This window comes from Curvibacter lanceolatus ATCC 14669, from assembly GCF_000381265.1.
Taxonomy (GTDB): Bacteria; Pseudomonadota; Gammaproteobacteria; order Burkholderiales; family Burkholderiaceae_C; genus Curvibacter; species Curvibacter lanceolatus.
The window spans coordinates 1-12,644 of sequence record NZ_KB906269.1; the positions used below are offsets into that span (position 1 = coordinate 1).

The following is a 12,644-nucleotide window of genomic DNA, read 5'->3' on the forward strand; positions in this document are numbered from 1 at the left end:
CGTTCTGACGCACCGAGCTGCTCAGTTGCTCCATCGAGGCCGCGGTTTCTTCCAGCGCACTGGCCTGGCTTTCTGTTCGACTGCTCAGATCCTGGTTGCCTTGAGCGATTTCGATGCTGGCCGTTTCCAGGTTCTCAGAGGCCTTGCGTACCTGGGTGACCAACTGGTTGAGCGAGGCCTGGGTGGTCGACACCGATTCCATCAAGCTGCCAGGGCGATAGGTCTCATGGTTCTGGCGACGCAGGTCGCCATTGGCGATCGACGCCGCAATCTGGGCGGCCTTCTGGGGTTCCCCTCCCAACGTCTTGTAAATGCCTTGGCTGACCCGCACGGCCCAGAAGGCCAGGACGACAAAGACGGCCAGGCTCAGACCGATGACGCTCCAGGCGGTGCGCCAGAAAATATCGTCCACATCGTCAACCCAGACGCCAAAGCCAATCACCCAGTCCCAGCCCGCAATTTTGACGACCCCATTGATTTTGGGCACCTCCACATCGGTGCCAGGCTTTTTGACCATCAACTGCACGTAGGCAATCTCTTGATTGGCCAGGCCGTCGAGGTAGCGTTGAAAATCAAATCGCCCATCGGGTAATTTTTTTCCGAAGTCCACCTTGCCAACATCCGCCTGATTCGGCAGGACCAGGCCCAAAGCCCCCGTGGTGCGCACCCAGACGTAGGCTGCTTTGCCATTGCGCAGTGTTTTCAGCACATCAACGGCCTTGGCCTGGGCCTCATCGCGTGACAATTTGCCGCTTTGCTCTTGCGCCTGAAACTCTTTGACCGATGCCGCAGCCAAGCCCAGCACCGTCTGGATTTCTGCCCGTTTGTCGTCCAGCAGCAAAGACCGCAGCGTCAACAATGAAAAAAACGCGATCACTATCAGACCGAGTACGGAACAAGCCACCAGTCCTGCCAGCCGTGTCGATAATTTCATGGTTGCTCCTCGTCTCCGACGTTACAAAGTTCAAAAGACCTGCCCCTGCATTCTGGCAGTGCCACTGGCCGCTTGAAGGATGTTGTCTCTGGTATTTTTAGAGCTCGAACGCACAAGCACCCAGGTGGCAAGCTCAGTGCCAATTCAAGCTCGAGGCCCCACGGGCATCGGTGAATCGGCAGCTCCCCTCTCGGGATGGCGTGCCGGTGAGAAGGCGCCGCACCGCTAAACGCAAAGGGGCTGCAACAGGGACAGTCACCGCGCACCGACGGCGGAACAACCGAAGAAGCGGCCCCATGCAGGTGCAGTGCCGTTGAACGAGGGTCAGCTCGCTGAAGCGAGAAGTGGGGTGCCTGCGCAGCTGAGGAGACCCTGTCCCAGTTCAAAGCCAATTTGCAGACGAATATCAGGAGAGCACCAAGCGTGAGACAACAAAAAACCCGCTGCCAGAGGGAGGTCAGCGGGTTCTGAGGTGGCCTGAGGCCGTATGAGACAGGAATCTGGAGCGGTGAAGGGAAGCAAATAACCACCCTATCCCATTGTTTTTAAATGTTTTTCCCGATCACGGTTGATCTCCGTACCAACAAATGAACCAACAAAATCTTTCGTCTCACCTGATGTTGTGAAAAAGCCAAAAGAAAACCCGGCACTTGGCCGGTGAAGCGGCTACGGCATCCCCTGCACCCACTTCTCCACCGCCTGCATGTCAATCCAGATGCGGCCGTCTTCAGCGCGGCGCCATTGTCGGCCCTCGATCCAGTAACCCCGGCCCATCCGTTTGTTGATGGCGCTGCGGGTCAAGCCTGTGATGGCCGCACACATTTCGATGGTCACGAACCTGGCCGCGTTGATGATCACCGGTTGACCCGCCCCGATTGAAGAGCTTCGGAGCGCCAGTCGATTCGGTGCCGGCCTGGTCAGGCCATCCCCGGCAGGTGGCGTTGATACCCTGCTCCCGTCGGGCTGGGCCTGCGATCGCAGCGCAGTGGCCATCAAAGCAAACACATCAGCCAGTTGGGCCGCATTGATTGTGGTGTCCATCTGAACCTCCTGAAGGTTCATCCAGTGTGTCTCTAGCCCGTAGACAATGGAAGGTCAGAAAACCGCTCACGGATGCATGTTTGCCAAATTGGCATTTGGACACAGATCATGATGCTGACTCGACCTGCCCAAAATTCGTATCGATTCAACACCCGATTCGACGCGTACCTATGACTCTCAATCTTGACGCTCTAATTCCAAGCAAAAAGCCTGTTGACACCTCGATAGGCACTCTCTATGTACGCATCCCGTCCAACAAAGATCTGGAGACGCTCGTCAAACATGCCCCTGGCAATATTGGGTCTGAAGCGATAAAAACCCTAGTTAATCGCATAGAGAAAAAGCGGGACAGATCTGAAATTAGCGAACAAGACCTGGAAAATTTGACGGATGTCGACAAAGACAAACTGGCCACCGCGATCAGCCAAGCGAACAGCATCCAACCAATGCCCCTGGCCCATCAATTCAGCGAACTAGAGGCCTCCATCAAGGCTGCTCACTCGATAGCTTTGGAAGCCGCAGTACAACGCCAGGATGAATTGCGCCAATCAATTGAACGTCAATATTCATTCCTTAACGACTCCACTCGCCATAAGTTACAAGAACAAATGACCGGCTTAGCAGCGTTGAGGGACAACGGGTACACACAAGAAATCAGGCAAGCGATCAAAGACATGGGACCCAACGCTGAAACCATGTTTGCCCCTCAACAAGAGATCACACGGTTCGTTGAAAAGGCGAGAGAGTGTGCCGCTGGAGAGTACCAGCGCCATCTGGAAAAGGCTGGCGAGCAAGCAAAAAACGATGCACTCGCGCAACTTGATTTACCAGCGCTTGAGGCAGCCAAACTGGTGCAGCAGATCTCAGACCAATATCCTGGGCACTGGTCCCCGAAGGAGGTGAAGACCTATTCAGAAGCCCCAAGAGCTTACTTTCCAGATCCAGAGAAATCCAAGCTGGGAAAAGCAGCGATAGAAAGTGCGGAGCATTCGAGAAGAGCCGCAGAGCAAACTGCCGCCTTGGTTCAGTTGGTAGGCGACTTGAATACGACCATGGTAAGGGAAATCCTTCCAGCATGGATGGATAAGGATAAATCAGACCGACAGCAGCAAATCGAGGCAAGCGAACAAGCCCAGAAGAGCTTAGGTCTCGCCATTACCGGCTTGTACTTGGCAATTGGCAGCATTGCAGTTTCAATAGGAATGACCTTCTGGCAAGTCCAGGTTTCTCGAGAAATAGATAACCAAAACAGCGTTCAGCAACAAAAGACTGAAGATTTGATGCGAGACCAATTGGCCGCACAAAAGAAACTGCTCGAGCAGCAAGAAAAACTTCTAATCGAGTTTCAAAGAAGAAGTGTCGTACAGCCTTCGACAACCGCGCCCCCTCGACCACAAAAATAGAGTGCCGAATATTCGCAACGCTCTAACAGCACTTCAACTACTTCCAGAGCTCAAGCCCTGCCTTCGGCACGACCAAGCCAGGCGCCGCCGAACGCTTGAAAACGAACGGCACTGACACGGCCTCAAAGTGGTCTCTCATGGCCCTTGTGACCTGCACGGCGAAATGCAGGTGGGGTGCCGATGAGTACCCTGTGTTCCCAGAAAGCCCAAGCATCTGCCCTTCGGCGACCCGGGCACCAGGCCGGACCAGCACGCCGTTCTGTTTCAGATGCCAGTACAGGGCCTGGGTGCCATCGTCGTGCAGCACTCGGACATAGTTGGCCTCGCCCGCATAGGTTGGCTCCATACCGCCTTGGTTGCTACCCAGTCGCGTGTCGATGACGGTGCCGGCCCGGGCTGCCAGGACGGGCGTGCCGATGGGGACGGGAATGTCCACGGCGTGCCTCGAGTAGCCGTTGTCGTGACTGGTGAGAGGTCCACCTGGGCCCTGGCTTATGCGTGTGCCTTGCACCGGGTCAACGGGTATGCGGTAGGGCCACTCCCCGGCGGGCTGGGCTTTGAAGTCGCCGACGAAGTGGTGATAGATGTACCGAAAACCCCAAGGCGCTTGCCGATTGGCCGCGGTCAGGGTGGTGACGACCTCCGTTGATCGCGGGGGAATGACCGCAGCGATGGGCAGCGGCCGAGATGCAGTGACGTTGCTGCTTTCCGTGAGCCGCACCATGATCGAAACGGGTGCAAATCCTTCGTTCTCGGCAACCAGGCGCTTCCCGTCAATGACGTCGACCTCTCGCACGAAGAACGGGTACGGGATGTCTGCCCAGGCCGTCTGTGAGCAGCACAGGCAGATCAAGACCGCCAGCGCAGCCAGAGCCGAACGCACAGGCGGCAGCAGCCCTTGTGGCCATGGGCGAACCCCAACGAAGCACACCAACACGATCACCCTCTCTGAACGTCGCCCGGCGCCTGGTTGACCGTAGTTTCCGGCTCATCTGCCGCCGGCTCCGTGCTTGCTAGGCCATGCAGCTCGTAGACGATCCACAACAGGGCCAGCACCTGGGCAATTCGAATCAAGCGGTCAATCAACGACTCACCTCTATCAATTTAGCCTCGGTACTTTTTTGGGATGGGGTGGGTGCGGCAATCGAAAGGTCCATCGGTTCCGTTGCCCTTGATTCGTGTTGCAAAGAACTGGCGCTTCGAACCGGCACCCAGCAGGCCCTGCACAGTGGCTGGGTCAATTTCGCAGTAGTGGTAGTAGACCGTTTTCAGTCGGATGACCATGTACCGCTCGGCTTTGTCGTAACAAATCCGAGTGACGTCGCTGCCCTCGTTGACTTCAGAACAGGCGAACGAATCGAGCGAAACAGCGCCGTGGTACTTCACCTGCACGGTTTCAGCGTTGGCGACTTGGCTCATCAAGACGAGCGCTGCCAAGATGAATGACTTCAAAACGTGACCTCCCTATTTTTCTGAAGGTCACATCCTACCCAGGTTTGTTACAACCTCCCTCGACTCCTGCTCCCCATCTCCATGGCTGCACGACAGTGCCGAACCGACATGCCGAGGGCCCACATTCGATGTCCCATCACCTCAGGGGAACGTCGCCACACGTATCGGAAACTACCCCGTATCCGTATGTCTCGAGCTTGCGTGAGACAACAAAAAACCCGCTGCCAGAGGGAGGTCAGCGGGTTCTGAGGTGGCCTGAGGCCGTATGAGACAGGAATCTGGAGCGGGTGAAGGGAATCGAACCCTCGTATGAAGCTTGGGAAGCTGCCGTTCTACCATTGAACTACACCCGCGGCAGGCGGGATTATAGGGGCAGAACTGGGTCGGCCGGGGCTCATCAGCTCCAAAGCAGCTACCACGCGCAAGGTGGATAGCTTGGACGCCGAGGCTTGCATCACATCGGCTCGTAAAGCACCGGCAATGCACAACAAACGCTTCGTAAAACCAGGTATCGACCCGAATACATGACGCTGCGGGGGCTCAAGAGCGCTTGTAATCGCGGCCAGCAGGACGTTTTTGCTTGCTGTCTCAACTGGCCTGCCCATGCCCCGTCGCTCCTTTTTTTCGCTGTCGTCACGCCGCCTCCAGGGCTTCACATTGATCGAGCTGATGATCACCGTGGCCGTGGTGGCCATCCTGTCGGCCATTGCCCTGCCGGCCTATGTTTATTACATCCAGCGTTCGCGCATCCCTGAAGCGACCGCCGCGCTGGCGGCCAAGCAGGTGGCGATGGAGCAGCTGTTTCAGGACAGCCGCAGCTACTACGCGCCCAACACCAGTGCCTGCAGCACCAGCGGCATGGCCAGCAGCAGCTATTTCACCTATGCCTTCAGCACCTGCACCACCTCGACCTATGTGCTGAGCGCCACCGGCAACACGGGCACCAACATGGCGGGGTTCGTCTTCACCATTGACCAGAGCGGCAACCGGGCCACGACCTCTGTCCCCACGGGCTGGACCACCTCCACCACCTGCTGGGTCACGGCCAAAGGGGGGCGTTGTTGATGGGGCCAGGCCGCAGGCCACGGGGGATACAGGGCGTGACGCTGATCGAATTGATGGTGGCGCTGGCCATTCTGGGGATCAGCCTGTTGATGGTGATCCCGGCCTTTTCAACCTGGTTGCGCAACGCCCAGGTGCGCAGCCAGGCCGAGAGCCTGCAAAGCGGGCTGCAGATGGCCCGTGCCGAGGCCGTGCGCCGCAACGCGGCCGTGCGGCTGCAGATCACCAGCGACCTCAGCGACAACTGCACCCTGGTCACGGCAGGCACCCAATGGGTGAGCAATCTGGGCAGCAGCGTGAGCCCGGCCTCGCACTGCGCCAGCGCCATCAGCGACAGCACCAGCCCCTACCTGCTGCAACGCAGCGCCGGCAGCAGCTCCTTGAGCAACGCGTTGATCACCGCCAGCCAGAGCGCCTTGGCCTTTGACAGCCTGGGCCGCCTCACGGCCACCACCAACCCGACCACCACGGTCAGCGCGAACGTGACGTTTCAGATCACGGCCCCCAGCGGCACCTGCATCGCCGCTGCGGGCGACACACGCTGCCTGAACCTGGTGGTCAGCCCAGGCGGGCAGATCCGCCTGTGCGACCCCAGCCTGAGCAGCACCCAGGCCGCCGACCGTGCACGCGCCTGCTGAAACTCGGCCGCCCCGGCACGCCCTGCCCCGCTCTGCGCCCGCCCATGCGCGGGGATCGGCACTGATCGAATCGCTGGTGGCCGTGCTGCTGTTTTCGGTCGGCCTGCTGGGCCTGGTCGGCATGCAGGCCGGGGCGGTGCAGCAGGCCAGCCAGGCCGAGTACCGCAGCATGGCCAGCTTGCTGGCCAACTCGGTGGCCAGCCAGATGTGGGCCAGTAACCGCACGGCCAGCACGCTGCAGACCCAGTTTGCCAGCCCCAGCGGCAGCGCCTACCTGCTGTGGCTGGCGCAGGTGCAGGCCAGCGGGCTGCCCGGGGTCTCTTCGGCCAACAGCACCTTGCCCACCATCAGCTTCAGCACGCTGGCAGGTGGCGGCAGCAGCGCCACCGCACGCAGCCAGGCCACCATCACCGTGTATTGGCGCGCCCCGGCCGACACCCAATCCCACCAATTGGTGACGTTGGTTCAATTGAAATGAAGGCTTCTTTGCATATCAACCGGGTCGGAATGACGCGCCAGCAAGGTTTCGGCCTCATCGAGGTGATGGTCGGCATCCTCATCGGCCTGGCGGCAGTGATCGTGATGATGCGCCTGATGCTGGACTCTGACACGGCCCGCCGCACCACGGCGGGTGGCAACGACGCCCTGGTCAACGCCACGGTGGCGCTGTACGGCCTGGAGCGGGACGTGCGCAGCTCGGCCTTCGGGGTCAATGCCTTCGCCATCCTGGGCTGCAGCCTGAGCTACACCACCAGCCAGGACAATGCCTCGGTCAGCCTGCCCCTGAGCCCGACCACCATCAACCCGGCGACCAGCCTGGTGCCAGCCGGCGACAGCAACACCGACACCCTGCTGGTGATCACCACCACCAACAACGGCTCCTCCGAAGGCGATGCCCTGATCGCCACCTCGGTGGCGGGTACCTACCAGGTCACCTCGCCGGGCAGCTTCGCCGTCGGCGACTACGTGGTCGCGCAAAACAGCACCCGCCCCAGCCCCTGCACCCTGCCGCTCAACCAGGTCAGCGTGATCGACAGCAGCACGGCCAAGCTGACGGTGGCCAACAACACGGTGGGGCTGGGCGCGGGCAGCCTGGTCTTCAACCTGGGCAAAACGCTGTCACTGCATGCCTATGCCGTGCGCAATGGCAACCTCACCCAGTGCGACTACCTGCGCTACAACTGCGGCAGCAGCAGCTACACCAGCACACTGGACAGCACGGTGTGGGTGCCCGTGGGCAGCAACATCGTGGCCCTGCGGGCCCAGTACGGGCGCGACACCAGCACCGCGCTGATGGACGGCACGCTCGACACCTACGACCAGACCACCCCGGGCAGCAGTGCCGACACCAGCGGCCTGAACCTGTACTGCGCCTGGTCGCGTGTGCTCACCCTGCGCATGGCCGTGGTGGCGCGCAGCCCCCAATACGACAAGGCCCTGCCCACCAGCAGCGCGCCGGTGTGGGACGGCAGCACGGTCAGCACCAGTGCCCCCACCAACCCCAGCGCGGCGCCCATCGTGCTCAGCGGGCTGACCGACTGGACGGCTTACCGCTACCGACTGGCCAGCACCGTGGTGCCGCTGCGCGACATGATCTGGTCGGGCTCGCAAATCAACTACCAGGGCGGGACCACCGGATGCTGAGGCGCCCGCTCCCTCACGGCCGCCCCCCGCGCGGCGTGGCCCTGATCATGGCGCTGATCGTGCTGGTGGCACTCACCTTGGGCGCGCTGGCGCTCACGCGCTCGGTCTACACATCCAACCAGATCGCGGGCAACCTGGCCTTTCAGCAGGCGGCCACCCACTCGGCCGACGAAGGCGTGGAGGCCGCCATCGCCTGGCTGGAGAACAACAACGGCCAAAGCACCAGCAACACGGCCAGCACCTGTGCCACCTCGGTCGGCAGCACCGTGCTGGCCTGTGACCAGACCGCCTACGGCTACCTGGCCACACGGCAAGACCCCGGCAGCAGCCAGAGCTGGGCCGACTTCTGGAGCGCCACGCTGGACAGCCAATCGCTCAAGCTCAGCACCGACAGCGCTGGCAACACCGCGGCCTATGTGATCCTGCGCCTGTGCAGTGCCGCGGGCGACGCCAACTCAACCAGCGTGGACTGCACCCAGTCGCCCAACGCCAACTCGGGCACCTGCGCGGGCGGCAGCAGTTGCGACTCGCAAAAGATCAACCTCAAGAGCAGTGGCGGCAGCGGCCAGAACGGCAGCCAGGTGTACTACCGCATCACGGTGCGGGTCAGCGGGCCACGCGGCACCCAAAGCCTGGTGCAGGTCGTTGTGGCGCTTTAGGCGCCGGCCCTTGCTCCCATTCGCCATCGCCCTCCAACCAGGAACAGCCCCATGCGCAGCCCCCGCCATGCCCTGACCCTCTTGCTGGTCGCGGCCCTGCCACCCCTGAGCCAGGCCACCGTGACGGATCTGGCCAGCAGCCCCCTGGAGACCGCCAGCCCCGGCCAGGTCAAACCCAACATCCTGTATGTGCTCGATGACTCGGGCAGCATGGGCGACACCTACCTGCCCGACTGGGCCAGCACCAACACGGCGGCCCTGTTCCGCAACAGCCGCTACAACGGCCTGTACTACAGCGCCGCGGTCACCTACAGCCCACCGGTGTACTACGACGGCAGCAGCTACCCCAGCATGAGCTCGAGCAACACCAGTGCCTGGACCAAGGTGCCCGACGATGGCTTTGGTGTGCAAAGCACCTCGACCAGCAACCTGGTCGGCAACGCCTACTTCTACACCTTCATCGCCGGCGAGTATTGCAACGATGTGCACCAGGCCAACTGCAGCACCCTCAGCGCGGCCACAACGGCCTACCCCTACCCGGCTTACCTTCGCTGGTGCTCGGACACCGCGCTCAGCGACTGCCAGGTCACCTACGTCGACACGGCCCCCACCGGTGGCAAGACCTACACCCGCCCACGCTACCCCACGCTGAGCTACAACCCAGGTACCGGCACGGCCACCGTGCCGGGCTCCAACATCCTCACCAGCATCGTCTCGGGCACCACCTCGTACAGCTTCCCCGGCACCTCGGCCAAGGCGGCCACGCGCACCGACTGCGCCAGCACCACCTGCACCTATGCCGAGGAGATGACCAACTACGCCAACTGGTGGGCCTACTACCACACGCGCATGCAGATGATGAAGACCGCCGCCACCCAGGCCTTCAGCACCCTGGGCACCAGCTACCGCCTGGGCTACATGAGCATCAACAACAACACCGGTTCTGATTTTCTGAACATCGCCGACCTGACCGCCGGCAGCAGCGGGCAGAAAGCAGCGTGGTTCAGCAAGTTCACCAAGGCCACGCCCAACAGCAGTACGCCGCTGCGCACGGCGTTGAGCAAGGCGGGGCGCTACTACGCCGGCAAGCTCAGCAGCATCAACAACGTGAGCGCCACCGACCCGATGCAGTACGCCTGCCAGCGCAACTACACCATCCTCTCGACCGATGGCTACTGGAACGAGACCGCCACCCCCACCCGCATCGATGGCAGCACCGCCATCGGCGACCAGGACGGCAGCGCCGCCCGCCCCTACCTCGACCCCAACGCCACCGCCAACACCCTGGCCGATGTGGCTTATTACTACTACACCACCGACCTGCGCGCCTCGGCCTACAGCAACACGCTGAGCGCCAGCGGCGTCGACGTGGCCAGCAACAGCGTGGCCGATGGTCAGCAGCGCATGTACACCTCCACCCTCGGGCTGGGGGCTTCGGGTTACATGTTGTTCCAGGAGGGCTACACCTCGCTGACCTCAGGCGACTACTACGACGTGAGCGTGGGCACCACCGCCAGCACCAGCAACGCCGGCAACGGCATCTGCAGCTGGCAGACCTCGGGCAGTTGCGGCTGGCCCAAGCCCACCAACAACACACAGACCACCATCGACGACCTGTGGCATGCCGCCGTCAATGGCCGCGGGGTTTACTACAGCGCCAGCAACGCCAGCAACCTGAAGACCGGGCTCAGCACCTTTCTGTCCTCCGTGCAGGCGGCCACCTCGAACTCGGCCACCGCCACCACCAGCACGCCCAACGTCACCTCCAGCGACAACTACGTCTTCAAGTCCACCTTCCGCTCGGTCGACTGGTATGGCGAACTGGCCCGCTACACCATCGATGTGAGCACGGGCGCCCTGTCGAGCTATGTGGATTGGTCGGAGTCGGGCACCGTCAACAGTGCCGCCAGCACGGCCGCCACCGCGCTGTATGACAAGCTGATCGCGGCCTCGCGCAGCATCTACACCTACAACGCCACCACGGGCGCGCTGCAGCCCTTCACCTGGGCCTCGCTCACCAGCACCCAGAAGGCCTACTTCCAGATCACCGGCGGTGCGATCTCGGGCCTGTCGCAGCTGTGCAGCAGCGGCACGCTGTGCATTGCCAGTGCCTCGCAGGTGGACAGCACCACGGCGGGCACCAGCACCGGTGCCGGCGGCATCAACCTGGTCAATTTTCTGCGCGGGGACCGCAGCAACGAATCCAGCGATGCCAGCAAGTACTACCGGGCCCGCACCCATGCGCTTGGCGATCTGGTCGACTCGACTCCGGTGTACGTCACCACCCCGCTGTTCAGCTACAAGGACTCGGGCTACGCGGCCTACAAATCGGCCCAGAGCGCGCGCCAGGGCATGGTCTACATCGGCGGCAACGACGGCATGCTGCACGCCTTCAACGCCAGCACCGGGGTTGAATCCTGGGCCTACATCCCGTCGGTGCTGCTGCCCAATCTGTACAAGCTGGCCGACAAGAACTACAGCAGCAACCACGTGAACTACGTCAACGCCACCCCCAAGACCGGCGACGCCTACTTTGACAGCGCCTGGCACACCATCCTGATCGGTGGCCTGGGCGGTGGCGGGCGCGGCTTCTATGCACTCGACATCACCACCCCGGCTTCGCCCAGCGTGCTGTGGGAGTTCAGCTACGACACCAGCAAGACCACCGGCTACACCACCGATGCCGACCTGGGCTATTCGTACGGCATCCCGGTGATCACCAAGCTGTCGGACGGCACCTGGGTGGTCATCGTGAGCTCCGGCTACAACAACGTCTCGCCCGGCACCGGGCACGGCATCGTCTGGATCCTCAACGCCAAGACGGGCGCCATCATCAAGAAGATCGACACCGGCGCCGGCAGCAGCAGCGCCGCCGTCAGCGGCTGCAGCACCGCGCCCTGCCCGGCCGGCCTGGCCCAGCTCAGCGCCTATGTCGACAGCGCCAGCACCAACAACCTGGCCCTGCGCCTGTATGGCGGCGACCTGCTGGGCAATGTGTGGCGCATCGACATCAGTGCCCTGACCGCCGCCAACGCCGCCAGCACCACGGTCACGCCCCAGCTGCTGGCCACCCTGGCCGATGCCAGCGGCACCCGGCAACCGGTCACCACGCGGCCCGAACTGGGCTACAGCAATGGCAACTACCTGGTGTTCGTGGGCACCGGCGAACTGCTGGGCCTGAGCGACCTCAGCAGCACCCAGACCCAGTCGATCTACGCCCTCAAGGACCCGCTCACCACCTCGACCGCCACCACCGGCCTGTACGGCAGCCCGCGCAGCAACCCCTGCTCCAGCAGCACCAAGACCAGTTGCTTCGTGAAGCAGACCCTGAGCGACACGGGCGGCGTGCGCACCGCCACCAGCACGGTCAGCTACGCGGTCGACCTGGGCACCATGGATGGCTGGTTCGCCGACCTGCCCGAAAGCGGCGAGCGCATGACCACCGACATGGACCTGCAACTCGGCACCCTGGCCTTCACCACCAACATCCCCACCACCAGCACCGGTTGCAGCGTGGGCGGCTCCAGCTACCTGAACTATTTCAGCTACACCACCGGGCTGGCGGTGGGCACCAGCACCAGCACCGGGGTGTTGCTAACCTCCGGCACCACCACCGGCCTGTCCAGCGGCGTGAGCCTGGTGCGCCTGGCCAATGGCAAGGTGGTGGCCATCACAAACCTGTCGGACGGCACCAGCCAGACCACCAGCATCCCGGTGTCCAGCACCAGCACGAGCACTCGGAGGGTGTCGTGGCGTGAGCTCAGCGTGCAGTGAATCCATGCCCGACGACCCGGGTAAGATCCGCCCCAAC

The 12,644-nt window shown here is 62.3% G+C and carries 11 protein-coding genes and 1 tRNA gene; 7 read left to right on the forward strand and 5 right to left on the reverse strand.

What is annotated here, in order from left to right:
• Together F624_RS0123320 and F624_RS35990 are read right to left on the reverse strand one after the other, a co-directional pair.
• Positions 1 to 934, reverse strand: a 934-nt coding sequence (locus tag F624_RS0123320) for a cache domain-containing protein (protein WP_031256020.1), incomplete at its 3' end; no start/stop codon positions are given.
• Positions 935 to 1,600: 666 nt separating this feature from the next.
• Complete coding sequence (locus tag F624_RS35990) at positions 1,601 to 1,975, reverse strand: excisionase family protein (protein ID WP_245573719.1); 375 nt, start codon at positions 1,973 to 1,975, stop codon at positions 1,601 to 1,603.
• Positions 1,976 to 2,145: 170 nt separating this feature from the next.
• Here F624_RS35990 and F624_RS0123330 point away from each other — a divergent pair, with 170 nt between their 5' ends.
• Complete coding sequence (locus F624_RS0123330; protein ID WP_031256021.1) at positions 2,146 to 3,378, forward strand: hypothetical protein; 1,233 nt, start codon at positions 2,146 to 2,148, stop codon at positions 3,376 to 3,378.
• Between the two features lie 37 nt (positions 3,379 to 3,415).
• Here the strand turns inward: F624_RS0123330 and F624_RS0123335 are convergent, their stop codons facing one another.
• The 3 genes from F624_RS0123335 to F624_RS0123350 all read right to left on the reverse strand — a co-directional run bounded on the left by F624_RS0123335 (position 3,416) and on the right by F624_RS0123350 (position 5,183).
• Complete coding sequence (locus tag F624_RS0123335; protein ID WP_157443600.1) at positions 3,416 to 4,315, reverse strand: M23 family metallopeptidase; 900 nt, start codon at positions 4,313 to 4,315, stop codon at positions 3,416 to 3,418.
• Positions 4,316 to 4,482: 167 nt separating this feature from the next.
• Positions 4,483 to 4,797 carry a KTSC domain-containing protein gene (locus F624_RS36405; protein ID WP_019576791.1) on the reverse strand — a complete coding sequence of 105 codons (315 nt, stop codon included), beginning with the start codon at positions 4,795 to 4,797 and terminating at the stop codon, positions 4,483 to 4,485.
• A 312-nt stretch (positions 4,798 to 5,109) separates the two neighbouring features.
• Positions 5,110 to 5,183, reverse strand: a tRNA-Gly gene (locus F624_RS0123350).
• Positions 5,184 to 5,433: 250 nt separating this feature from the next.
• Here F624_RS0123350 and F624_RS36290 point away from each other — a divergent pair.
• From F624_RS36290 to F624_RS36295, 6 genes are read left to right on the forward strand one after another with little or no spacing between them, the layout of a single operon-like run.
• Entirely contained in the window at positions 5,434 to 5,895 is a 462-nt protein-coding gene (locus F624_RS36290; RefSeq protein ID WP_019576792.1) for a type IV pilin protein, read from the forward strand.
• Complete coding sequence (locus F624_RS33620) at positions 5,895 to 6,530, forward strand: GspH/FimT family pseudopilin (RefSeq protein ID WP_019576793.1); 636 nt, start codon at positions 5,895 to 5,897, stop codon at positions 6,528 to 6,530. The genes F624_RS36290 and F624_RS33620 overlap by 1 nt, the downstream gene beginning before the upstream one ends.
• Positions 6,514 to 7,008, forward strand: a complete 495-nt coding sequence (gene pilV, locus F624_RS33625; RefSeq protein WP_019576794.1) for a type IV pilus modification protein PilV — start codon at positions 6,514 to 6,516, stop codon at positions 7,006 to 7,008. Before F624_RS33620 ends, pilV begins: the two co-directional genes overlap by 17 nt.
• Positions 7,005 to 8,174: a PilW family protein gene (locus F624_RS0123370; protein ID WP_084679631.1), complete on the forward strand. Its 1,170-nt coding sequence runs from the start codon at positions 7,005 to 7,007 to the stop codon at positions 8,172 to 8,174. Before pilV ends, F624_RS0123370 begins: the two co-directional genes overlap by 4 nt.
• Before the next feature lie 47 nt (positions 8,175 to 8,221).
• Positions 8,222 to 8,833 carry a pilus assembly PilX family protein gene (locus tag F624_RS0123375; RefSeq protein ID WP_157443601.1) on the forward strand — a complete coding sequence of 204 codons (612 nt, stop codon included), beginning with the start codon at positions 8,222 to 8,224 and terminating at the stop codon, positions 8,831 to 8,833.
• Between the two features lie 51 nt (positions 8,834 to 8,884).
• Positions 8,885 to 12,607, forward strand: a complete 3,723-nt coding sequence (locus tag F624_RS36295; RefSeq protein ID WP_019576797.1) for a pilus assembly protein — start codon at positions 8,885 to 8,887, stop codon at positions 12,605 to 12,607.
• Positions 12,608 to 12,644: the final 37 nt, after the last annotated feature.